Origin of the sequence: Vitreimonas sp. (assembly GCF_035627415.1) — a bacterium.
Lineage (GTDB): Bacteria > Pseudomonadota > Alphaproteobacteria > Caulobacterales > Aquidulcibacteraceae > Vitreimonas.
The window spans coordinates 36,125-58,157 of the sequence record NZ_DASPLU010000028.1; the positions used below are offsets into that span (position 1 = coordinate 36,125).

The 22,033-nt window shown below is 66.0% G+C and carries 20 protein-coding genes and 1 tRNA gene; 12 read left to right on the plus strand and 9 right to left on the minus strand.

Annotation, left to right across the window (positions count from 1 at the left end; translation table 11 throughout):
• Positions 1-37: 37 nt before the first annotated feature.
• From VEA80_RS14900 to VEA80_RS14915, 4 genes are all read right to left on the minus strand, one after another.
• Positions 38-781, minus strand: coding sequence for a hypothetical protein (locus tag VEA80_RS14900; RefSeq protein ID WP_325061554.1), 744 nt, complete (start codon positions 779-781; stop codon positions 38-40).
• Between the two features lie 193 nt (positions 782-974).
• The gene (locus VEA80_RS14905; RefSeq protein WP_325061555.1) at positions 975-1,718 is read right to left on the minus strand and encodes a hypothetical protein; all 744 of its coding nucleotides are present in this window, start codon (positions 1,716-1,718) and stop codon (positions 975-977) included.
• Positions 1,719-1,959: 241 nt separating this feature from the next.
• A complete protein-coding gene (locus VEA80_RS14910) occupies positions 1,960-2,724 on the minus strand; it encodes a hypothetical protein (RefSeq protein ID WP_325061556.1) in 765 nt (254 codons plus the stop codon).
• A 233-nt stretch (positions 2,725-2,957) separates the two neighbouring features.
• Positions 2,958-3,689 (minus strand): DUF481 domain-containing protein, encoded by a 732-nt coding sequence (locus VEA80_RS14915; protein ID WP_325061557.1) that lies wholly within the window; start codon positions 3,687-3,689, stop codon positions 2,958-2,960.
• A gap of 374 nt (positions 3,690-4,063) precedes the next feature.
• Here VEA80_RS14915 and VEA80_RS14920 point away from each other — a divergent pair, with 374 nt between their 5' ends.
• Together VEA80_RS14920 and VEA80_RS14925 are read left to right on the plus strand one after the other, a co-directional pair.
• Positions 4,064-4,453: a VOC family protein gene (locus VEA80_RS14920; RefSeq protein WP_325061558.1), complete on the plus strand. Its 390-nt coding sequence runs from the start codon at positions 4,064-4,066 to the stop codon at positions 4,451-4,453.
• 96 nt (positions 4,454-4,549) lie between these two features.
• Complete coding sequence (locus VEA80_RS14925) at positions 4,550-5,473, plus strand: hypothetical protein (protein WP_325061559.1); 924 nt, start codon at positions 4,550-4,552, stop codon at positions 5,471-5,473.
• A gap of 14 nt (positions 5,474-5,487) precedes the next feature.
• Here VEA80_RS14925 and VEA80_RS14930 read toward each other — a convergent pair whose 3' ends face one another.
• The 3 genes from VEA80_RS14930 to VEA80_RS14940 all read right to left on the minus strand — a co-directional run bounded on the left by VEA80_RS14930 (position 5,488) and on the right by VEA80_RS14940 (position 9,108).
• Positions 5,488-6,864, minus strand: coding sequence for an FAD-binding oxidoreductase (locus VEA80_RS14930; protein ID WP_325061560.1), 1,377 nt, complete (start codon positions 6,862-6,864; stop codon positions 5,488-5,490).
• The gene (locus tag VEA80_RS14935; RefSeq protein WP_325061561.1) at positions 6,861-8,399 is read right to left on the minus strand and encodes an acetolactate synthase large subunit; all 1,539 of its coding nucleotides are present in this window, start codon (positions 8,397-8,399) and stop codon (positions 6,861-6,863) included. The genes VEA80_RS14930 and VEA80_RS14935 overlap by 4 nt, the downstream gene beginning before the upstream one ends.
• Positions 8,400-8,601: 202 nt before the next feature.
• Positions 8,602-9,108 carry a hypothetical protein gene (locus VEA80_RS14940; protein ID WP_325061562.1) on the minus strand — a complete coding sequence of 169 codons (507 nt, stop codon included), beginning with the start codon at positions 9,106-9,108 and terminating at the stop codon, positions 8,602-8,604.
• 379 nt (positions 9,109-9,487) lie between these two features.
• On the opposite strand from VEA80_RS14940, the gene VEA80_RS14945 reads away from it, so the two are divergent.
• The 3 genes from VEA80_RS14945 (at position 9,488) to nusG (ending at position 10,451) form a co-directional block, all read left to right on the plus strand.
• Positions 9,488-9,563 (plus strand) — tRNA-Trp (locus VEA80_RS14945).
• Positions 9,564-9,627: 64 nt separating this feature from the next.
• A complete protein-coding gene (gene secE / locus VEA80_RS14950; RefSeq protein ID WP_325061563.1) occupies positions 9,628-9,861 on the plus strand; it encodes a preprotein translocase subunit SecE in 234 nt (77 codons plus the stop codon).
• A gap of 5 nt (positions 9,862-9,866) precedes the next feature.
• Entirely contained in the window at positions 9,867-10,451 is a 585-nt protein-coding gene (nusG, locus tag VEA80_RS14955; protein WP_325061564.1) for a transcription termination/antitermination protein NusG, read from the plus strand.
• Between the two features lie 60 nt (positions 10,452-10,511).
• Here the strand turns inward: nusG and VEA80_RS14960 are convergent, their stop codons facing one another.
• Positions 10,512-11,090, minus strand: a complete 579-nt coding sequence (locus VEA80_RS14960; RefSeq protein WP_325061565.1) for a TetR/AcrR family transcriptional regulator — start codon at positions 11,088-11,090, stop codon at positions 10,512-10,514.
• Between the two features lie 188 nt (positions 11,091-11,278).
• Here VEA80_RS14960 and VEA80_RS14965 point away from each other — a divergent pair, with 188 nt between their 5' ends.
• From VEA80_RS14965 to VEA80_RS14985, 5 genes are all read left to right on the plus strand, one after another.
• Positions 11,279-13,588, plus strand: a complete 2,310-nt coding sequence (locus tag VEA80_RS14965; RefSeq protein WP_325061566.1) for a TonB-dependent receptor — start codon at positions 11,279-11,281, stop codon at positions 13,586-13,588.
• A gap of 171 nt (positions 13,589-13,759) precedes the next feature.
• Positions 13,760-15,916 carry a TonB-dependent receptor gene (locus VEA80_RS14970; RefSeq protein WP_325061567.1) on the plus strand — a complete coding sequence of 719 codons (2,157 nt, stop codon included), beginning with the start codon at positions 13,760-13,762 and terminating at the stop codon, positions 15,914-15,916.
• Between the two features lie 23 nt (positions 15,917-15,939).
• Positions 15,940-16,347: a DUF1810 domain-containing protein gene (locus VEA80_RS14975; RefSeq protein ID WP_325061568.1), complete on the plus strand. Its 408-nt coding sequence runs from the start codon at positions 15,940-15,942 to the stop codon at positions 16,345-16,347.
• A 267-nt stretch (positions 16,348-16,614) separates the two neighbouring features.
• Positions 16,615-18,894 (plus strand): TonB-dependent receptor, encoded by a 2,280-nt coding sequence (locus VEA80_RS14980; RefSeq protein ID WP_325061569.1) that lies wholly within the window; start codon positions 16,615-16,617, stop codon positions 18,892-18,894.
• Positions 18,895-19,007: 113 nt separating this feature from the next.
• A complete protein-coding gene (locus VEA80_RS14985; RefSeq protein WP_414731515.1) occupies positions 19,008-19,904 on the plus strand; it encodes an EamA family transporter in 897 nt (298 codons plus the stop codon).
• Positions 19,905-19,931: 27 nt separating this feature from the next.
• Here VEA80_RS14985 and VEA80_RS14990 read toward each other — a convergent pair whose 3' ends face one another.
• On the minus strand, positions 19,932-20,459 hold the full coding sequence (locus tag VEA80_RS14990; RefSeq protein ID WP_325061571.1) for a hypothetical protein: 528 nt from the start codon (positions 20,457-20,459) through the stop codon (positions 19,932-19,934).
• A gap of 315 nt (positions 20,460-20,774) precedes the next feature.
• Here VEA80_RS14990 and rplK point away from each other — a divergent pair, with 315 nt between their 5' ends.
• Both rplK and rplA read left to right on the plus strand, forming a co-directional pair.
• On the plus strand, positions 20,775-21,221 hold the full coding sequence (gene rplK / locus VEA80_RS14995; protein WP_325061572.1) for a 50S ribosomal protein L11: 447 nt from the start codon (positions 20,775-20,777) through the stop codon (positions 21,219-21,221).
• Between the two features lie 4 nt (positions 21,222-21,225).
• Positions 21,226-21,924: a 50S ribosomal protein L1 gene (gene rplA, locus VEA80_RS15000; protein ID WP_325061573.1), complete on the plus strand. Its 699-nt coding sequence runs from the start codon at positions 21,226-21,228 to the stop codon at positions 21,922-21,924.
• Positions 21,925-22,033: the final 109 nt, after the last annotated feature.

Consider the following 22,033-nt stretch of genomic DNA (forward strand, 5'->3'; position numbering starts at 1 on the left):
AGGCCGGGGCTCTTCATGTGTGCAGCCGATGCGCCGTTTACGGCGTGATCGAGTGCAGATTGCCGTGCAGGGCGGCCGCGCCGTTCAAACCGGGGCCCGAGCTGGCGCGGTCGCGCAGCGTGCCCGTGCCCAGGTCGAAGTTGAGGCCGAGCGACCAGGTATCGGCATCGCCGCCGTCGAAGTCGGTGTTGCGATAGCCGAAAGTGAGGCTGGTCGGACCGCCGCCGAAGCGCCATTCGCCGCCGACGCCGAACGAGGTCCAATCCGCGTCGAGCGTGTCGTCGCCTTCGCTGTAGCTCGCCAGCGCATTGATGGCGAAGTTCGGCGTGACGTAGTAGGCGCCGTCGACTTGGGTAGAGACGACGGTCGCCTCGAGGTCGCTGAAGTCGGCGAAGCCCAGCGAGCCGTTCAGGACGAAGTTCGAGAAGAACATCTGGCCTTCAACGCCGGCGCCGATGGCGGAGAAGCCAAAGAAGTCGTCGAGCATCGCAAAACCGCCGAAGCTGTGGCTGTCGTTGCGCATAGCGTAGTGCATGGCGCCGTAGCCGCCGCTGACGCAGCAACCGCCGGCGTCAACCCGCGTATAGTCGCCGTCGAACTGCAGGACGCCGCCGCTGTCGAGATCATGGCTGAACGCGCCGCTGAAGCCGTAGGAATCGAAATCCGCGACGTCGAGATCGGTGTTGCCGTAGTGAATGCCGACGACGGCGTTGGTGTCCGCCGCAGCCGGAGTGGCGATAGCGATCGCGGCCGCAGCGCCGAGGAGCAGTCTCTTAATCATCGTTGCCTCATTGGAATGAGTTGTCCCAACACCCGCACGAGCGCTGTGCTGGGATTCGAATCGCTGCGACAGCAGGCGTGAGATGTGGCGGTAAGTTTCGCGCGCGTGCGTGGTGTCGGCGCCACGCACCGCCGCAACGAAAAAGAGCCCCGGCTTTCGCCGAGGCTCTTCGTCTTTCGACTGGACGTTCTGCTTAGAGGATGCCGCCCAGACGGCCGAAGCCGCCATTGCGCGACAGGCTGGCGCCGGAACGATCGCGATCGAACAGCGAGCCGCCGAAATTGTAGCGCACGCCGAGCGTCAACGCGTCGACTTCGAAACCGTCAAAGTCGGTAGTGTTCCAGCCGCCATAGAGGCTGACGGGGAAGCTGGCGAACTGATATTCGCCGCCGAGGCCATAGGCGATGAAATCGCTGCCGGCGTCGAATTCGCCAAAGCCGAGATTGCCGCCGATCGAGAAGTTATCGGTGACGAAGTGGGTCAAGCCGAGGTCGAGCGCGGTGACCGAGTTGTCGAGATCTTCGGAATCCGACCAGCTCAGCACGCCGCTCAGCGTGGTGCGGGACATATAGACCGCGCCTTCGGCGCCGAGCGTATAGTAATCGTACTCGGAGCCGCCGCCGAAATCGGTGTTGCCGAAGTTCACGAAGCCGCCGATCAGGTGGCCTTCATTGCGCACGAAGGCGTGAGCGCCGAGATTGTAGGTGTCGACATCGCCGCCGGTGAATTCGTGCTGGCCGAGGACGCCATCAATCTGGAAGCCGACAGTGCCGTCGCCGCCCCACGAGTAAGCGCCGCCCAGCGCTGTCGTGTCGGCGTCACCGCTGCCGAAGTCGGTGTTGGTGTAACTGAGATCGGCGTAGCCAGAGTTCGCCGAAGCCACGCCAGGCGCAGCAAGAGCCAGCGCCGCAGCAGCGCCGAGCAGATACTTCTTCATGCAGTGGTCCCCTTCAAGGAGTCAGCCGAGACGGCTGCTGCTACTTGATCGCGCCCGCGCGCATGCAAAAGAGGCGTTCTGCAGAAGGTTGCTTCGCCGCGATCAACGTGTGTCGACGCGGACACGGAAAGATGAACGAGGCGCCAATGTTCACTGCGAAACGCGCTCGCGGTTGTGGAAAACAACAAGCGCCCGTGCGTGTGCACGAGCGCTTGCCGTTACGTAGGCGAGACGATCGCGCTTACCAGCGCATCATCGATTCACTGAGGTCGGACGCGCCGCTCCAGCTTGCGCCGTTGTTGGTGACGTTCTGCAGATCGCCGCCATTGATGTTGAAGCGCACGCCGAGACGGAAGCTGTCCACTTCCCAGTCGCCGAACGCGCCGTCGCCATCGGTGTTGACGTATTCGCCGGTGAGGGCGATGCCGTTGGTCAGCTGATAGGCCGCGCCGAGCGACAGATCGAGCGCGTCGGAGTCGAAGAACGCGTCCCACTCGGTGACGCCGACGCCGCCGGTGAGAGCGAAGTTCGGATTGAAGAAGTAGGCGCCGTTCACGCGCAGATCCAACGCATTGTAGTCGTTGGCGCCATTCTCGAAATCGGCGTAGCCGAGCGAGCCGTTGACCGAGACGTTGCCGAACGCGGTGCGCGTCTCGACGCCGATCATCTTGCCGCCGTCATCGTAGTAGTTGATCAGGCCGACATAGCCGGCGAAGTCCCACGAGCCCGTGTTGGTGTAGGCATGCACCGCGGCGTAGCCGTGCGTATCGTCGCTCGAGCTGCCGTCCCATTCTTGGTTCACGGCGCGCGCATCGGCTTGCACGCCCCAGCCCGACGAGAGGTCGTGCGCGATCGCGCCGCCGAGGTGCAGCGCGTCGAACTCGCCGCCGCCGTCATATTCCGTCGCTTCGTAGCCGGCGTCGATGTAGCCGCTGGTGTCCGCGAACGCGGCGCTCGGTGTGGCGATGGCCACCGCGGCCGCGGCGCCCAGCATCAGCTTCTTCATGCAATGTCCCCTTTGGTCTCCGCCGCAGCGGCGGTGTTGTCACTGCCGCGAAATGACATCGCAGCCGTCGGGGCACCATTGGCGCGGCGATGGTTGACGAGTGGTTACTGCGCAGGCGCAACGAAGGAACGTCGGCCCCGCGTGGCGCGGAAGTCACAGTTGTGTTGCGCCGACGAAAAAGCGCTCCGGCCGAAGCCGGAGCGCTGCAGTCGTTTGCGTACGAAGGCCTGTTCTTAGAACAGGAAGCCCGCGCCGGTGATGTCGGCTTGGCTGGCGCCGTTGCGATCGCGATCGCGCAGCGTCGTGCCGCCGAAATTGTAGCGGATCACGCCAACGAGCGAGTCGGCTTCGGCGTCGAAGTCGTCGAGTTCGGCATGATTCCAGCTCGCGCCGATCGAGATCGGAGCCGCGGTGAATTGATACTCGGCGCCGACGCCGTAGATGAACGCATCGGTGTCGCCGCCGGCGAAGTCAGCTTGCGCCCAGCCCAGGTTTCCCTGGAGGCGGAAGTTGTCGTGCACGAAGAAGCGGCCCTGGACGTTCACGCCATAGCCGTCGGCGTCGAAGTCGTCGTTGTTGGCGTAGAAGAGCGCGCCGGCGAGCGTCCAGTTCGTGTAGAACTTGCTGGCTTCGAGACCGGCCGTCCAGGTTTCGCTGTCGTCGGTGCCGCCGATGCCGACGAAGCCGCCGAACAGGCCCTGGTCGCTGCGGCCATAGACGTGGCCGGTGATGCCATAGCCGGTGTCGAGATCGTCACTGTCAGTGACCGAAGCGTCGATTTCGAACACGATCGAGCCCGAGCCCGCGAACGCAACAGCGCCCTCGACGCCGTAGAAATCGGCGTCATCGCCCGGATCCGTTTCGGCATTGCCGATGGCGGCGCCGACATAGCCCGTTTGGGCCGCGGCCACGCCCGGTACGGCCACGGCCAGGATGGCCGCCGCACCGATAATCCAATTACGCATTGGTATTTACCCCTGTAGTGATCACCCGTTCTGGGGAGGCCACAGGTGCGCTGGGTGCGTGGAACCCGCAACTCCACACCCCTTGTTCATTAATCATTAATCTTTGGCGATGCGCCGGCGCCACAACATGTGTCCTGAAAAGCCCCGGCGAATTCTCCTGTAAGGGGAACTACGCGTCACTGGCGCATTCCGCGTCGACCATAGGTCAGCGGGCAGAGCGCAGACTCCAGAACGCGCGCGCAACCCGATGTCGAACGTCGTCGCGTTGCCTCTGCGCGTCTTCGCGCTGGGCGCTGCCGTCGGCCTTGTAAGCCCCGGCAAATCGATTCACTGCTCGCTTCAGAAGACGCGTGTGGCGTCACATGGAGGGTAGGATGCCTGTAGCGATTTCTTGCGTCACCTTGCCGGTGGATGACCTGCAGAAGTCGATGGCGTTCTATCAGAACGTGATGGGCTTCAGCGCCGACGAGCAGGACGAAGACCATGCCGCGTTCGATGTCGACGGCGTCTATCTCGTGCTGCTGAACCGCAGCGATTTCGGCGTCTATGTCGAAAGCGTCGGCCATCGCCCGGCCGCGCGCGGCAATTCGGAGTCGATCCTGAGCTACTTCACGGATACGCGCGAGGAAGTGGACGCGCTGATCGCCAAGGCGAAGGCCGCGGGCGCCACGGCGTCGGACGCCGAGGATGACGACGGCGTCTATTCCGGCTGCTTCACCGATCCGGACGGGCACGTCTGGGAAGTGTTGCACGACGCGGCCTGAGTTCCGCCGTTCAACCGAATGTGTCCTGAATGTGACTTGTGGCCCGGCGCAAGCCGGGCTTAGGCTCCCTGCGTGTCGTTGCAGGGAGGAAATGCAGTGGCCAAGCTTCTCACATTCGCGGCCGTGGCGACGTGCTTGGCGTTCGCTTCGGCGGCTTCGGCGCAAGACGTGCGCGAGCGTGCTTCGGCGTTCGCAACCGAGGTGGCGCTCACCTCGTCGGACGACCTCTACGCGCGTTGGAACGACGGGCTGTGCCCTAGCGTCGCCGGCTTGCCTGCCGCGGAAGCGCAGACGCTCATCGATCATATCGCGCTGCGTGCGCGCGCCGTCGGACTCGACGTCGCCGGACCCGGATGCACGCGAAATCTCGTCATCATCTTCGCGCCCGACGCGCGCGTGGTGGCGCGCGAACTCGTCGACACGAGGCGAGACCTGCTCGGTTTCGAGAATGGTGAGACCATCTCCACAACTGGGCGGGAGAATCTCGAGGCGTTCGCCGCGAGCGACCGGCCGGTGCGCTGGTGGCACATCGCCTACACGGTAGGCGCCGATGGGCGCCGAGTCGACGACACCGATACGCGCGCTGGGCGCAGCACGCGCGATGCGCTCGGCGCGGCGACCGGCGGCGGCTCCGATGCGGTGCTGTCCGGCGGCGGGTTGTCCGGGGTCGAGGCGGTGCGATCCGATGGGACCCGGTTCCGCGGCGCGACGCGGCAGGACATCGGCTTTGCGCTGGTGCTGGTGAATGCGCCGCAGGTGGAAAGCCTGCCGCCGGCGGCGGTTGCCGACTACGTGGCGATGGCGGCCCTGGTGCAGCTCGATCCGGCGCTGGACGTCAGCGCTTATCCGAGCATCCTCAATCTTTTCCGCGGCGCGGAAGGGCAGCGGCCCGAACAGATGACGGCTTGGGATCTCGGCTACCTGGAAGGGCTCTATCGCGCGCAACGCGCGGCCGCGTCTTCGCGCCAGCAAAGGGCGGAGATTGCGCGCCGCATCGAGCGCTCGGTTTCGCGCGAGTAGGCCGGGCGGCGCCCTCAAGCGGCGAAGATCTTCTCGGGGTTCATGAGACCGCGCGGATCGAGGGCGCGTTTGATGGCGCGCATGAGATCGACGCTTGCGCCCAATTCGGCCACGAGCGCCTCGCGCTTGCCGAGACCGACGCCGTGCTCGCCGGTGCAGGTCCCGTCCATCGCGATCGCGCGTGCGACCAGCGCGTCATTGAATTGCTCGGCGGCGGCGAGCTCTTCACGTGAGCTTGGATTCAGCATCAGCACGACGTGAAAATTGCCGTCGCCGACGTGACCGAGCACCGCGGCTGGGAAGGGCGCGGACGCCAAGTCTTTCTTGGTTTCGACGATGCACTCAGCCAAGCGGCTGATCGGAACGCAGACGTCTGTCGACCAGGGCCGCGCGCCCGGGCGCGAGGCGGCGACGGCGAACCCGGCGTGGTGGCGCGCGCGCCAAAGCGCGGTCCGCTCTTCCTCCTCGATCGCCCATTTGAACTCGCCGCCGCCATTGTCGAGCGCGATCGCCTTGAAGCGTTCGGACGCGCGGGCGACTTCCTCCGGCGCGCCGTGGAATTCGACGAACAGCGTGTCCGCCAAGGCATGATTGGTTTTGAACGCGTTGTTGACGGCTGCGATCGTCGCCGCGTCGAGATACTCCGCGCGCGCGAGCGGCAAGCCGAGTTGGACAGCTTCGATGACGGACGTCGTCGCTGCGGCGGCGGACGGAAACGAACCGACGGCGGCGCTGGCGGCTTCGGGCGCGCCGTAGAGGCGCAACGTCACTTCGGCAATGACGCCCAAGGTGCCTTCGGCGCCGACGAACAAGTGCGTGAGATCATAGCCCGCCGCGCTCTTGCGCGCGCGCCGCGACGTGCGGACGACTTCGCCCGCCGGCGTCACGACGGTGAGGCCGAGCACGTTTTCGCGCATGCCGCCGTACCGCACGGTGGTGGTGCCGGAGGCGCGTGTCGAGGCCATGCCGCCGATCGTGGCGTCGGCGCCCGGGTCGACGGGGAAGAAGAGGCCGGTGCGGCGGAGGTGCTCGTTGAGCGCGCTGCGCGTCACGCCCGCTTCGACGGTGCAATCCTGATCTTCCAAGTTCACGAGCAGGACGCGGTTCATGCCGCTCAGATTCAGCGACACGCCCCCGCGCGCGGCGCCCACATGACATTCGAGCGAGGTGCCGGCGCCGAATGGAATGAGTGGAACGCCGAACGCGTCGCAGGCGCGAACGACAGCGACGATGTCGTCGATGCTTTCGGCCATCGCCACCGCCTGCGGCGGCAGCGGGCGCAAATGCATGCCGCCGCCGGCATGCTGACCGCATATCGCTTTCGAGGTGATGAAGCGCTCGCCCAGATGTGCGCGCAGGCGCTCGGCGAAAGCGGCGGGAAGTTCGCTCATTTGAACACTGCCTCGATCAGCGAAGGTCCCGACGTTGCGACGCTGCGCCGGAGTGCGGCGGCGAGTTCGTCCGTCGTCGTCACACGCTGCGCCGGAACGCCGAAGCCGCTTGCTATGCGTGTGAAGTCGATGCCGGGGCGCTGCAGATCGAAGAGTTCGGCCGCCGCTTCGGTTTGCGCGTTGATGCCGGCGCGCATCATCTCGAGCTTCAGAATGGCGTAGGCGCCGTTATTGAGGATGATGTTGGTGACGTCGAGCCCTTCGCGCGCCTGGGTCCAGAGCGCTTGAATCGTGTAGAGCGCGCTGCCGTCCGCTTGCAGGGCGACGACACGGCGGCCGCGGCAAGCGACGGCCGCGCCGGTGGCGAGCGGCAGACCTTGGCCGATCGATCCGCCCGTCAGCGTGAGCCAATCGTGCGGCGCTGCGCCCGCCGCGGCGTCGAATGCGTAGAGCCCGAGCGTGTTCGACTCGTCCGAGACGATCGCATGCTCCGGCAGGTGCGCGGCGACGATCTGCGCGAAGCCGCCTGGATCGAGGCGCGCGCCGGATGGGGCGGCGGGCGGCGGCTCGGCGGTGGCGGTGTGCGGCATGTTCGCGCCGACGGCTTCAGCGAGCGCTTCGAGCGCATCCGTGGGATCGCCGAACGGCGGGAAGAAATCGACAATCGAGGCGCCTGCCGGTGCAAGCTCTGTCGCCCGGCCAGGCAGGGCGAAGAAGGCGATCGGCTTTGCCGCGCCGGCGAGAACGATGTGCTCGGCGGCGGCGAGCAGGCCGACCGACATTTCGGTGAGATAGGGCAGGCGTTTCAGCGGCGGCGTATTGCGGCCACGCGCGATGCGGGTGGGGAAGGTCTCGACATAGACCTGGGCGCCAGTTTTCTCCGCGATGCGCTGGGCGGCGGCGCAGGCGCGTGCGCTGAGATAGCGGCCGCCCAGCAGCATCACCGCGCGCGCGTTCAGCGCACGTGCGGTGCGGTCCACGCGCTCGCCCCAGTCGGCGGCCTGCGGCGCCGGCGGCGCTTGCGGCGGCGCGTCCGGCTCGACGTCGGACCAGGCGACATCGGCGGGCAGGATCAGTGCGGCCGGGCCGTGCGCTTTCGCGGCTTGCAAAGCTGCGGCGGCGTCGGCGAGCAGGTCCTGCGGCCGTTCCACTGTCTTCAGCCAAGCCGAGACGGGGCGTGCGATCGAGGCGATGTCGCTGGCGAGCGGGGGATCGTTGGCGCGGTGGTAGGTTGCGTGTTCGCCGATCAGCGACAGGATCGGCGTGCGGGCCCGATAGGCGTTGTGCAGGTTGGCGAGCCCGTTGCCGAGGCCGGGGCCGAGATGAAGCAGCGTCAGAGCCGGAGCTTGCGCCATGCGGCCGAAGCCGTCGGCGGCGCCAGTGGCGACGCCTTCGAACAGACACAGGATCGGCCGGATCTGCGGCGTCGCGTCGAGCGCGGCGACCAGGTGCATCTCCGAAGTGCCAGGATTGGCGAAGCAGGCGGTGACGCCTTCTTTGGCGGCCAGTTCGAGCAGGCGCTGCGCAGCTTTCAAATGCGGTCTCCGAAGATTGCGGAGGTTAGCGCGCCGGCGGCGCCGGGGGATTGATGGAGGTCAATTGATGAAGGGGCAGTCGGCAGTAGGCAGTCGGCAAATCGGCAATAGGGGTTAATTGGCGCGCGCAAACGCGCCGCGTTCGCTTGGCGCCGCGGATGGCCGTCTTCAATTGTCCCGTTGCCGACTTGCCTATTGCCCATCATGAGGAGTCGACCGCCGCCGGCGCGTAGACGGCGAGCACGCGCACGCTTTGGGCCGGCGGACGCACCGCGACGATGGCGCAGAAGTGTGCGCGCGGTTTGCGGCGGCGCCAGGCGACAAAGGCGGCGAGGCCGCGCACGCAGCGCAGCGCTTCGATGAGATGCAGAGCTTGGGCGATCATCGAGCCGCGTACTTTGAGCTTGCGGCGCAGCCAGCCGCCGGCGACGCGGCGCAGATTGGAGCCGCTGAGGCGCGCGCGGCGAAAGCCGGGCGCGACATGTCCCGGACGATAGGTGCGAAGCGGCTCGGGTCTGTGCGCGCGCAAGGCCGCGGCGCGGATCAGGACGATGTTGCGGACGGCGTGGATCAGCTTGGTGCGGGTGTAATGGCCGTAGCTGCTCTTATGGCGCCGATGCGCCCGCGTGCGGAGCGGGGCGCCGAGCGCGAACCAAGCGAGCACGGCCGCCAGCCAGATCGTGAATCTGGCGAGGCGGTGCTCGGTCATGGGTTGGGTTCGCGCTGGTTTCATGCGCGGCATTGTACGCCCGCTGCGGCGCGGTCGGATTGATTTTGGCGCGGCGATTGATTGCGCTCGGATTTTGTAGCGAAAGTGGGGGATAGACGGCGGCGCTATCCCCGGCCCAACAGTGTTTAGGGGCGCCGCAGACCTGAGGGCTCGAGGCGCTCTGTGCCGGCAGGAGGGCCGGCGCTTCTGGGGGCGGCGAGGTTCGCGAGGCGCTGGCGCTCCTCGGCGCCAGCGCCCTTGCCCGCGCGGGGGGCTTAGGGCATAAGCGCGCCCTTGATTGCCGGCGCGCGCGAAGAACGTCCGCGCGGCCGCCTCCCTCATGCCTTGCCCGCAAGCCATGAAGGCGGCGGGGCGGTATAGGAGTTTAGCTCAGCTGGTAGAGCGACGGTCTCCAAAACCGTAGGTCGTGGGTTCGAGTCCCTCAACTCCTGCCATCCCGCCTTGCGGGAGCGGCCGGCCGGCCCGATGTGAAGCGCGCAAAGGACGTATTAGAACCGGATGTCGATGGATACCGCCGATCAAGAAACAGAACCGCGGCGCAAGGGCGGACCATTCCGCTTTTTCGGCGAAGTGCGCGCCGAGGCCCGCAAGGTCACCTGGGCGACGCGTCAGGAAGTGACGGTCTCGACCATCATGGTGGTGATCTTCGGCCTGCTCGCGGCGATCTTCTTCTTCCTCGTGGACACCGTATTGCGCATCGGCATCCAGTTCATTCTGAATTCTATCGGTTGATGGTCATGGTCGAAGCGCAAGAAACCGAACAAGCCGCCCCGCGCCCCAGCTCGGGCCGCGCGCGCTGGTACATCGTTCACGCCTATTCGAACTTCGAGCAGAAGGTCGCCGAAGCGATCCGCGATCAGGCGCAGCGCCAAGGTCTGGAAGCGCAATTCGAAGACATCCAGGTGCCGACCGAGGAAGTCACCGAAGTCGTGCGCGGCTCGAAGAAGGTGCGCCAGCATCGCCACTTCCCCGGCTACGTGCTGGTGAAGATGGAGATGACGGACGAGGCGTATCACCTCGTCAAGAACACCCCGAAAGTGACGGGCTTCCTCGGCACGCAGAACAAGCCGCAGGCCGTGTCCGACAAGGAAGTCGAGCGCATCCTCGGCCGCGTGGCGGAAGTCGGCGCGCAGAAGCCGCGTCAGCTGGTGCATTTCGAAGTGGGCGAGCGGGTCAAGGTGTCGGACGGGCCGTTCCAGAGCTTCGAAGGCATGGTCTCGGAAGTGGACGAAGAGCGCGGCCGCCTCAAGGTCGCGGTGATGATCTTCGGCCGCGAAACGCCGGTCGATCTGGAATACGGGCAGGTCGAGAAGCTCCGCTAGCTCGGGTCAACGGTTATCGGTGTCGGTTATCGGAAATCCCGATCACCGATACCCGCACCGCTAATCATCCAGCAGCATGTCGGCGAGGTCGCCGCTCACGTCGGTGTCCGCATCGGTGACGATGAACGCTTGCGCCATCAAGGCCGCATAGAACATGAACGCGCGCTTTCGCGCCTCCGCGCGCGGCAAGCCCATCTCGCCGTAGAGTTTGGCGTAATAGGTCATCCGCACGCGATCGATGTGGCGGACGGCCTTGGCCGCCTCCGCATCGCGCCGCGCCCAAAGCCGAATGGCGAGTTCGATCGCGGCGGCGCGTTTGGCGCGCGGCGATGAATTGGGCAGCGCCAGCGTTTGCTTCAGCCGCTCGTATGGCGCGGAGGTTTGGCTCTCGATGCGCGAGCCGATCCGGTAGCTCTGGCGCTTGCGCCATTCCTTGAGCATGGCCGTGTGCAGCGCGGCGCGGTCGGCGAAGTGCCAGTAGAAGCTGCCGCGGGTGACTCCGAGACGCTTCGCCAACGGGTCGACGCGCACGGCGTCGACGCCGCCTTCGGCGAGCGCGTCGAAGGCCGCATCGATCCAGGCGGCGGCGTCGAGTGTCGTGGCTGCGCTTTCGGCGCGGCGGGGGCGGGCGGTTGTCATGCGCTGTTTGTGTAGCGGCGATTACTTCGCCCGCAAATTGATGCATCTCCGACACACCGTCGCGGGCCCTGTGAAGAAAGCGCCAGTTTCACCTTTGTCAAAATCGTGGCGGCGTGCTCAACATACACTTGTGTATGGCGGCGAAAAAGACCGCCGGCACGGATGCGAAGCATTTTTCGCGGGAGGGAATGATGAAGAAGATGGGCGGGGACGCGCGCAGCGCGTCTGGCTTGCGGCTGACCACGGCGCTGTCGCTGGTGTTGGGCGCGGCGGCGTTCGCGACGCCGGCGTTGGCGCAGGATGCGACCGATGCGGCGTCAGAAGAAATCGTCGTCACGGCGCTGAAGCATGGCGAACGCAACGTGCAGGACGTGCCGGTGGCGATCACCGCATTCGGCGCCGAGCAGCTCGACGCGCTGAACTTCAACGACCTCCAGAGCCTGACCTACACGATCCCGAACGTGCAGCTGGAAGATATCGGCACCAGCCCAGGTGTTGCGAACTTCGGCATCCGCGGCCTCGGCATCAACAGCTCGATCCCGTCCGTCGACCCGACCGTCGGCGTGTTCATCGACGGAATGTATATTGGCATCAATTCGGGCGTGCTGACGGACAATTTCGATCTCGCCGGCATCGAAGTGCTGCGCGGGCCGCAAGGCGTGCTGTTCGGCCGCAACGTGACGGGCGGCGCGATCGTCATGCGCACGCGCGCCCCGACGGACGAACTCGAAGTGCACGGCCGCGTCGCCGTGGAAACCGGGCTCAACTATTTTGCCGATCTCTCCGTCTCCGGCCCGATCGCGCCCGGCATCCTGAGCGGCAAGATCGCCGCTTACTGGAACGAGGACGAAGGCTGGTTCGAGAACGACTTCGATGGTTCGCAACATGGCGCCAGCGAGCAGAACATTCTGCGCGGGGCGCTGCGCCTCACGCCGTCGAACAATTTCGAGATGATCCTGCGCGCCGAGCAGGGCGAAGCCAACGGCGACGGCCCGGCGGCGCAGAACCACGCGCTGTTCTCGCGCGACTCGTTCGACTTTGCGATCAACAATCGCGGCTTCTTCGACGGCTCGTGGGAGCAGGCGATCCTGGAGACGAACTGGGACGTCGGCTTCGGCGACGGCACCATCACCAACATTTACGGCTGGCGCGATTATGAAGGCCGCTCCGGCGGCGACATCGACGCCTTCACCATCAGCGCCTTCCACTCGCGCGCGCTGATCGAGCAGGATCAGTGGAGCAACGAGCTGCGCTACGCCGGCACGTTCGGCCCGGTCGACCTCGTCGCCGGCCACTACATGTTCGAGCAGAACCTGCTCTATATCGAAGAACGGGCGCTGCCGGCGCTCGGCCTGCCGGCGCCCCGTGTCGGCGGCGGCGACGGCGAGTTCTCGACGTGGGGCGTGTTCGCCAACGCCGACTGGCATCTCACCGACGAACTGACGCTGAACCTGGGCGTGCGCTACACGCACGAAGAGAAGGAAGCGCGGGTTTCGCGCATCCGCGCCTTCTTCGACAATCTCGACGGCGCTGTCGTGGTGCCGGGCGAATTCCAGACGGGCGGCAGCATCGACGCCGGCACGCTGGTTTTCTCGGATACGCCGTTCGATCTCTCCTGGAACGACACCTCGCCGCGCGTCGGCCTGCAATGGCAGCCGACGCCGGACACGAACATCTATGCGTTCGCGGCGCGCGGCTTCCGCTCCGGCGGCGTCAACTTCCGCGTCACGACGTTCGGCATTCCGCCGTGCCCAGCGGTGCCGGTCTGCAGCCCCGGCGGCACGCCGCAGCCCCCGACCGCGTTCGATTCCGAACAACAGACCTCGTACGAAATCGGCTGGAAGCAGGACTTCATGAACGGCCGCGGCCGCTTGAACCTGGCGATCTTCCACAACGAGATCGACGACATGCAGCGCGAGACGAACCTGCCGGGCCCCTCGGGCGTGCAGCAGGTGATCGTCAACGCTGGCGATGCGACGATCCAAGGCGCGGAAATGGAGTTCCGGTTCAACTTCACCGACAACTTCCTGATGCAGCTGCAAGCCGGCTACACTGACGGCGAATACGACCGCCTGATTGCCGACATTTCCGGCGACACGTTTGTCACCGCGGCCGACTACGCGCTGGAGATCCCACGCCTTGCGCCGTGGACGTACGGCGTCAGCTTCCTGCACGACCTGGAGATGGGCTTCGGCACGCTCTCCAGCCGCGTCAGCTACAATCACCGCGACGCCAACTTCTACACCGACAACAACCGCGGTGTGCTGAACGAGGCGGACATCTTCGACGCGAACTTCACGTTCCGTCCGAACGAGGGCCCGTGGTCGCTGTCGCTTTACGGCAACAACCTGACCGACGAGGCGACTTTCGGCGGCGACACCCAGCTGCCGGACATTCCGCAGTTCGGCGGCGACGGCGCTGGCCCGCGGCCGACGCCGACGTTCTCGCCGCTCAACAAGGGCCGCGTCATCGGCGTGGAGCTCTCTTTCGACTTCTGATCCCTCCAAGAACGTCATCTCGAACGGCCGCAACTTCGGTTGCGGCCGTTTTCTTGTGAGCAGAAGCTGCGTCTCAGGCGAAAGCCATTCCGTAGCGGCAGCGCCGGGGCTAAAGCCGCTCGCGAATAGCGAGGGGTCCCGCATTTGCGCCGGTTTGGTTTGAGTCTTGTGTTGGCGCTGTGCGCGTCGCCGGCCTGGGCGCAGAGCGCCGAGGAGATCGTCGTCACAGCCGATAAACGCAGCGAGGCGCGGGCGCAGGATCTGCCGATCACAATGAATGCGTACGGCGCGGAGGGCCTGCGCGCGCGCAATGTCGAGGACCTGCAGAGCCTCTCCTATGCGATCCCGAACGTACAGTTCGAGGATATCGGCACGGCGCGCGGGGTGGCGAACTATTCGATCCGCGGCGTCGGCGTGAATTCCTCGATCGCCTCGGTCGATCCGGCGGTCGGGCTGTTCGTCGACGGCATGTATGTGGGCGTGAACGCCGGCGCGTTGACCGATCTGTTCGACGTTGAAGCGGTCGAAGTGCTGCGCGGACCGCAGGGTGCGCTCTATGGGCGCAACGTGACGGGCGGAGCGGTGCTGGTGCGCACGCGTGCGCCGACGGATGCGTTCGAAGCGCGCGGACGCATCGCGGTGGAGACGGGGACGAACCTGATCACGGAAGCGGCGGTGTCGGGGCCGCTTGCGGAGGACGTGCTCTCGGGACGGCTCGCGCTCTATCGCGCCGACGATGACGGCTGGCTGGAGAACGATTTCGACGGCTCGAGCTTCGGCCGGAACGAGACCAGCATCTATCGCGCGGCGCTGCGCTTCACGCCGGCGCACGTGTTCGAGGCGATTCTGCGCCTGGAGCAAGGCGCCGTGGACGGCGATGGGCCGGCGGGGCAGAACCACGCTATCCACGCGCGCGACAGCTTCGACTTCGCCATCGACAATCGCGGCTATGCGGCGACGGATTGGGAGCAGGCGATCCTGGAGATGAACTGGCGCGTGCCGTTCGGCGACGGCGTCGTCACCAGCATCAGCGGCTGGCGCAGCGTCGAGGTGCCGTGGGCGGCGGACATCGACTCGACGACGAACTTCGTGTTTCACACGCGCGTGCTGAACGCGCACGAACAGCTGAGCCAGGAGCTGCGTTATGCGGGCAGCTTCGGCGCGTTCGATCTGACCAGCGGCGTCTATTATCTCGATCAGGACCTGCTCTATATCGACGAGCGCAATTTCTCGCCGACATTCCGGCGCACAGGCGGCGGAGAGGGCGAGTTCAGCGCCTGGGCGGCGTTCGCCAACGTCGATTGGCGCGCGAGCGAGACGCTGACGCTGAGCGCGGGGCTGCGCTACACCCACGAGGAAAAGGATTCGCGCATCTCGCGCGTGCGGCGCGCGGTCGACGATCTCGACGGCCCGGGTGTGCTCGTGCCGGGCGAAGGCGTCGACGGCGGCAGCATCGACGATCGCTCGCTGAACTTCTCCGATGCGCCGTTCCAGCAGGATTGGGACGATCTTTCGCCGCGCCTCGGCGTGCAATGGCGGCCGAACGGCGACACCAATCTGTACGCCAGCTGGTCGCAGGCGTTCCGCGGCGGCGGCGCCAATTTCCGCACCGCCTCGCTCGGGCTCGCCCCGCGCGCCTACGATCCGGAGGAGCAATCGACGTTCGAGATCGGCTTGAAGCACGATCTGGCTGAGGGCCGCGCCCGCGTGAACGCGGCGCTGTTCCACAACACGATCGAAAACATGCAGCGCGAGACCAATCAGGCGGACCCGATCTCGGGCGTGCAGCAGATCGTGCTGAACGCCGGCGACGCGATCATCTGGGGCGGCGAGATCGAGGCTTGGGTCGAGGTGAGCGAACGGCTGACGCTCGCAGCGCACGCCGGCTATGTCGAAGGGGAGTACGACAGCATCACCGAGGATCTCAACGGCGATCTGCTGATCACCGCAGCCGATTACGCGCTCGAGATTCCGCGGCTTGCGCCTTGGACCTACGGCGCCAGTATCGACTATGCGGCGCCGTTGGCCGGCGGCGAAGTGAGCGCGCGGCTTAGCTACAATCATCGCGACGCGGCGTTCTACAACGACAACAATCTGGGCCGCCTCGCCGAAGCCGACATGATCGATGCGAACTTGAGCTTCGCCCCGGCCTCGGCGCGCTGGCGCGTCTCGCTCTATGGCGAGAACCTGCTCGACGAGGCGACCTGGGGCGGCGACACGGTGCTGCCCTCGACCGCGGCGTTCGGGTTTACCGGCGGCGAGCGGCCGACCTTCTCGCCGCTGAACAAGGGCCGCGTGCTCGGGATCGAACTGCGCGCGCAGTACTGACCGCGTGTGCTAGGCTCACGCCTGTGTTCGAGCATTTCATCGCCGCGCAGGAGAGTGTCTATCCGCAAGTGCTGGCGGAGCTGCGCGCTGGCGCGAAGCGCAGCCACTGGATGTGGTTCATCTTCCCGCAATTGCGCGAACTCGGCCGCAGCGAAACGGCGCGGCGGTTCGGGCTGGGCGGCTTGGGCGAAGCCAAGGCGTACGCCGCGCATGAGATTCTCGGCGCCCGGCTGCGCGAATGCGTGCGGCTCGCCAACGCGGCGGAGGGCAAGTCGGCGACGGCGCTGTTCGGCGCGCCGGATGATCTCAAGTACCGTTCCTGCGCCACTCTGTTTCTAGCGGCGACCGGCGAGGCGCTGTTTCAAGCGGCGCTCGACCGCTTCTACGACGGCGAAGGCGATCCGCTGACGCTGGCGGCGCTGCGGCGCTAAGCCTTTCGGCATAGGCGGAGCGGCGGCGCGCCGCAGGTCCCCTCGCGTCGCCCGATGCAGTTCCGCCACAGCCGGCCGATGTCCGCAGCAACGGTTGATCTCGGTCATTCGTCTCGTAGCGTAAGCTCCATTACATGCGCCCGGTTACATGTGTGCGGGGCGAAGGCGGCTCTCCTCCACACAACTTCCTCCCAAGACGCCGCCCGAGGGGAGCTAGCGATGAACAATGCGGGTGCAGCCGTGCGGAAATGGCGCGCGGGCACTGCCATGAAACTGGTCCTGGGCGTCGGCGGCGCGCTGGCGTTCGCGCCGTCCGCTTTCGCGCAAGGGGCAGTGGATGCGGTCGAAGAAGAAATCGTCGTCACCGCCACCAAGCGCGGCGAAGCGTTGGCGCAGGACGTGCCGCTGGCGGTCACGGCCTATAGCGCCGAGCAGCTGCAGGCGCTGAACTTCCAGGATCTGCAGAGCCTCACCTACACGATGCCGAACGTGCAGCTGGAGGACGTCGGCACCGCGCGCGGCGTCGCCAACTTCTCGATCCGCGGCATCGGCATCAACAGCTCGATCCCGTCTGTCGATCCCGCAGTCGGCGTGTTCGTCGACGGCGTCTATATGGGCATCAATTCGGGCATCCTCGCCGACAATTTCGACCTCGAAGCGGTCGAAGTCCTGCGCGGCCCGCAAGGCACGCTCTACGGCCGCAACGTGACCGGCGGCGCCGTGCTGGTGCGCACCGCGCTGCCCAGCGACGAGTTCGAAGTCACCGGCCGCGTCGCGGTGGAGACCGGGCTTCAGTACATCGGCGATTTCTCGGTGTCGGGCCCGATCGTCGAAGACGTGCTGACGGCGAAGTTCGCGACCTACTACACGCGCGACGAAGGCTGGTTCGAAAACGACTATGACGGATCGCAATTCGGCGAAGGCGAAATGCAGATCTATCGCGGCGCGCTGCGCTTCACGCCGACGAGGGATTTCGAAGCGATCCTGCGTCTCGAGCAAGGCTTCAGCGACGGCGACGGCCCGGCGGCGCAGAACCACAGCCTGTTCGCGCGTGACAGCTTCGACTTCGCCATCAACGAGCCGGGCTTCAGCTCGGGCGATTGGGAGCAGGCGATCCTCGAAACCAATTGGGACGTCGGCTTCGGCGACGGCACCATCACCAACATCGCCGGCTGGCGCTCGTACAACAGCCTGACCGGTGGCGACATCGACTCGACGCCGAACACCGCGTTCCACTCCCGCTCGGTCGTCGAGCAGGAGCAGTTCTCGAACGAGCTGCGTTACGCCGGCACGTTCGGTCCGGTCGAAGTGACGAGCGGCCTCTACTATTTCGATCAGAGCCTGCTCTACATCGAAGAGCGCCTGCTTTTCTCCGGCGTCATCCTGCCTTCGCCGCCGTTCCCGGCCGGCACGCCGCTCAACCTGACCCGCGTCGGCGGCGGCTATGGCGAGTTCTCAACCTTCGGCGCGTTCGCCAACGCCGACTGGCACTTGAACGAGCAACTGACGCTGAACCTCGGCTTGCGTTACACGCACGAAGAGAAGGACGCCTGGATCTCGCGCATCCGCAGCGGCCCGATCCCGGGCATCTTCCCGGGCGACAATCTTGACGGCGCGGCGGTGGTGCCGGGCGAAGGCGTCACCGGCGGCAGCATCGACGGCCGTTCGCTGGTCTATTCGGACACGCCGTTCCAGCTCTCCTGGAACGACACCTCGCCGCGCATCGGCATCCAATGGGAGCCGACGCCGGACACAAACCTTTACGCCTTCTGGGCGCAGGGCTTCCGTTCGGGCGGGGTGAACTTCCGCGTCACAACGCTGACCCCGGTCGGCGGCGGCTCGGGCGCGCCGACGGCGTTCGACGCCGAAGAGCAGAGCTCGTTCGAAATCGGCCTCAAGCAGGACTTCCTCGATGGCCGCGGCCGCGTGAACGTCGCCGTGTTCCACAACACGATCGACGACATGCAGCGTGAGACCAACGTGCCTGACGTCGGCAGCGGCGTGCAGCAGGTGATCGTCAATGCCGGCGAAGCCGTGATCCAAGGCGCCGAACTGGAAGCGCGTTATCGCGTGACCGACGCCTTCATGGTGAGCGCGCAAGTCGGCTATACCGAAGGCGAGTACGACACCGTCACCGCCGACCTGAACGGCGATGGCGCCATCACCGCCGCCGATGCGAACCTGGACATCCCGCGCCTCGCGCCGTGGACCTACGGGGTCAACTTCATCTACGACCTCGATCTGTTCAGCGGCGTGCTGTCGAGCCGGCTCGGCTACAACCACCGTGATGCCGCGTTCTACAACGACGCCAACACGGGCAAGTTGGCCGAAGCCGATATCGTCGACCTGAACTTCACGTTCACGCCGGGCGAAGGCGACTGGAGCTTCGCGGTCTACGGCAACAACCTGACCAACGACGTGACATGGGGCGGCGACACCGTGTTGCCGAACCTGCCTTGGTTCGGCGGCGTCGGCGCGCCGACCAACACGTTCTCGCCGTTGAACGAAGGCCGTGTCATCGGCGCGGAATTCCGCTTCCGTTACTGAGGGCGTTCTCCTCCCAACTCCCCTCGACGGCCGCACCTCCGGGTGCGGCCGTTTTCTTTTGGGCGCATCTCTGGACAATCGGCCAAGCGGTACGCACATGAGCAACGCCTTCGCTGGAGCGCTTCGCTTTGCCTCTGCCGCACTTGCTGCTTGCGATCGCCGTGATGGCGGTGTGGGGCACGAACTTCGTCGTCATCGCCTTTGCGCTGGAGCATTTGCCGCCGCTCTTGCTGGCGGTTTTGCGCTTCGCGCTCGTGTTCATGCCGATGGCGCTCTTCGTGAAGCGGCCGAACGTGCCGCTTTCAAACCTTGCTGCATACGGCGTGCTGATCGGCGCCGGGCAATTCGGATTGCTCTTCTTCGCCATGAAGAACGACATCACGCCAGGGCTCGCTTCGCTCGTGGTGCAGTCGCAGATCTTCTTCACCATCGGGCTTTCGATGCGCACCAGCGGCGAGCGCGTGCGGGCGTTTCAGTGGGCGGCGCTGGCGTTGGCGACCTCCGGCATCGCCCTCATCTTCATCAACACCGAAGGCGGCACAACGCCGCTTGGCCTTGCCCTGACGCTCGGCGCGGCGCTCTGCTGGGCGCTGGGCAACATCACCGCGCGCAAGGCGGGCGGGGCGCCGATGCTGCCTTACATCGTCTGGTCCAGCATTTTCGCGGTGCCGCCGCTTGTGCTGTTCGCTTTCCTCTTCGAAGGCTGGCCGGCGATCGTGCAGGGGCTGCGCACGGCCGACGCCGGCGCCTGGGCGGCGGTGCTCTGGCAGTCCGTCGGCAACACCATGTTCGGCTACACGGCTTGGCAATGGCTGCTGACCAAGCACCCGGCCGCGGTAGTGACGCCGATGGCGCTGTTGGTGCCGATCTTCGGCATGAGCGCTTCGGCGATCGTGCTGAGCGAGCCGATGCCCGGCTGGAAACTGCTAGCGGCAGGGCTGGTGCTGGCGGGACTGGCGCTCAACCTGATGTGGCCGCTGACGCAAGCGCGGCTGCAGGCGCGCATTTAGGTAGCGTGCTCTTCGCGAGAGCGCGAACTATCGCGCTACGTGTCCCAGTTGCAGGGGCTCGAACAGCACTTCGCCGGTCGAGCCCGTTATTCGAACCGTCGTTGGCGCTTGACCGAGATTTACCTGCCGCCGCTCGTACCCGTTCACCGCCTGTGCAGCGCGCGAGAATACGGTGAAAGTCACGAGCCCCTCTTCGGTCCAATCGACATGAATATCGAACGGCTCCTGAAACGCAGGCGTCAACAGAAACGTCTCTTCCGCGCTCGGCTCGCCGCCGCGCCATAGCGCCGCCTCAACCATAAGCGGACCGCTGCGCGGCGCCGCCGTGAAACTAATGCTTGCGTCAGCCCCTTCGCTTCCTACGGAGATGGCGAAGGACGGCGCCCATTGGCGATGCTGCCCCTTACGCACGAACGTCGCACGTGCTCGAAGAGCGTTGATCCCGGTAAGGTCGGTGGCGCGCCAGAGAGAGAAGTTTCCGTCCTCGCTGTCGAAGTCGAGCACAAAGCTCGCGTTGGGCGCGGCCGAGAAGGACTGAGCGGCAGCCGGCGTCATTGCGATGATCGCGAAAACGCAAGAGGCTGCGAGACCCGCCCGAAGCAGCCCGGGCGCGATCGACTTCGCTCGCCTCACATTCCAGTGGACCATAACGCGCCCTCCCGCTGAGCCTCTGGGCACTGTCGCAACGCCGGGCTAGGCCGACAAGGGCGTGGCGACGGCCAGGGCGATCGCCAAGCCGCCTCGACAACCCGTTCCGCTTCCGCTATAGGCCCGCGCTTCCTGCGTGGAAGGGGTTTAGCCGCCCGGACCACGCTCCCCCTCAGGCGGGGCGATCGAAAGACCGTCCGGCGGTAAGCGAGAGGATACAATATGGCTAAGAAGGTACTGGGGCAGATCAAGCTCCAGGTGCCGGCTGGCGCTGCCAACCCGTCACCACCCATCGGTCCCGCACTCGGTCAGCGCGGCCTCAACATCATGGAATTCTGCAAGGGCTTTAACGCCCGCACGCAGGACATGCCGAAGGGCGATCCGTGCCCGGTCGTCATCACCTATTACCAGGACAAGAGCTTCACCTTCGAGATCAAGACGCCGCCGGCGTCGTTCCTGATCAAGAAGGCGGCCAAGCTGCCGACGGCGAAGAAGCCGGGCTCGGGCTCGAAGACGCCGGGCGTCAATGTGGTGGGCCGCATCACGATGGCCCAGTGCAAGGACATCGCCAAAGCGAAGCAAAAGGATCTGAACGCCGCTGACCTCGACCAGGCCGCGAAGATGATCGCAGGCACTGCCCGCTCGATGGGCGTGGAAGTGGTGGAGTAGACCGATGCCGAAGACTCCCAAGCGCCAGCAGAAGAGCCACGCTGGCATCGACAGCCGCAAGCTGCACACGCTCGACGAAGCCGTGAAGCTGATCAAGGCGCGCGCCAACGCGAAGTTCGACGAGACCATCGAAGTCGCGATGAATCTCGGCGTCGATCCGAAATATCCGGACCAGCAAGTCCGCGGCGTCGTCTCGTTGCCGAACGGCACCGGCCGCACCGCGCGCGTCGCGGTGTTCGCCAAGGGCGCCAAGGCTGAAGAAGCCCGCGCCGCCGGCGCCGACATCGTCGGCGAGCAGGACCTGTTCGAGACCGTCAATTCGGGCAAGATCGATTTCGATCGCCTGATCGCGACGCCGGACATGATGGCCCTCGTCGGCCGCCTGGGTAAGGTGCTGGGCCCGCGCGGCCTTATGCCGAACCCGCGCGTCGGCACCGTCACGCCGAACGTCGGCCAGGCTGTGAAGGACGCCAAGGGCGGCGCCATCGAGTTCCGGGTCGAGAAGGCGGGGATCATCCACGCCGGCATCGGCAAGGCCAGCTTCACCGAGGAAGCCATCGCCGCCAACGTGCGCGCGCTGGTGGACGCGCTCAACAAGGCCAAGCCCTCGGGGGCGAAGGGCACCTACGTCAAGCGCGTGTCGATCTCGTCGACGCAAGGACCTGGCTTCAAGGTCGAGCCCGGTACGATCGGCGGCGTCTGACGCCGACTGCGTAGCGCCAAGGTTCGGAGACCCCGGCCTCGCGGCCGGGGTCTTTCGTTTCAGGTCACCGGCCGCACCATGAAGAGGGCCGGGTTCTGCGGTCCCCAGA

Coding starts and splice junctions, on each gene's coding strand:
- VEA80_RS14900 (WP_325061554.1), bottom strand. CDS start 781: ATGATTAAGAGACTGCTCCTCGGCGCTGCGGCCGCGATCGCTATCGCC.
- VEA80_RS14905 (WP_325061555.1), bottom strand. CDS start 1,718: ATGAAGAAGTATCTGCTCGGCGCTGCTGCGGCGCTGGCTCTTGCTGCG.
- VEA80_RS14910 (WP_325061556.1), bottom strand. CDS start 2,724: ATGAAGAAGCTGATGCTGGGCGCCGCGGCCGCGGTGGCCATCGCCACA.
- VEA80_RS14915 (WP_325061557.1), bottom strand. CDS start 3,689: ATGCGTAATTGGATTATCGGTGCGGCGGCCATCCTGGCCGTGGCCGTA.
- VEA80_RS14920 (WP_325061558.1), top strand. CDS start 4,064: ATGCCTGTAGCGATTTCTTGCGTCACCTTGCCGGTGGATGACCTGCAG.
- VEA80_RS14930 (WP_325061560.1), bottom strand. CDS start 6,864: ATGAGCGAACTTCCCGCCGCTTTCGCCGAGCGCCTGCGCGCACATCTG.
- VEA80_RS14940 (WP_325061562.1), bottom strand. CDS start 9,108: ATGACCGAGCACCGCCTCGCCAGATTCACGATCTGGCTGGCGGCCGTG.
- secE (WP_325061563.1), top strand. CDS start 9,628: ATGTCGATGGATACCGCCGATCAAGAAACAGAACCGCGGCGCAAGGGC.
- nusG (WP_325061564.1), top strand. CDS start 9,867: ATGGTCGAAGCGCAAGAAACCGAACAAGCCGCCCCGCGCCCCAGCTCG.
- VEA80_RS14960 (WP_325061565.1), bottom strand. CDS start 11,090: ATGACAACCGCCCGCCCCCGCCGCGCCGAAAGCGCAGCCACGACACTC.
- VEA80_RS14965 (WP_325061566.1), top strand. CDS start 11,279: ATGATGAAGAAGATGGGCGGGGACGCGCGCAGCGCGTCTGGCTTGCGG.
- VEA80_RS14980 (WP_325061569.1), top strand. CDS start 16,615: ATGAAACTGGTCCTGGGCGTCGGCGGCGCGCTGGCGTTCGCGCCGTCC.
- VEA80_RS14990 (WP_325061571.1), bottom strand. CDS start 20,459: ATGACGCCGGCTGCCGCTCAGTCCTTCTCGGCCGCGCCCAACGCGAGC.
- rplK (WP_325061572.1), top strand. CDS start 20,775: ATGGCTAAGAAGGTACTGGGGCAGATCAAGCTCCAGGTGCCGGCTGGC.
- rplA (WP_325061573.1), top strand. CDS start 21,226: ATGCCGAAGACTCCCAAGCGCCAGCAGAAGAGCCACGCTGGCATCGAC.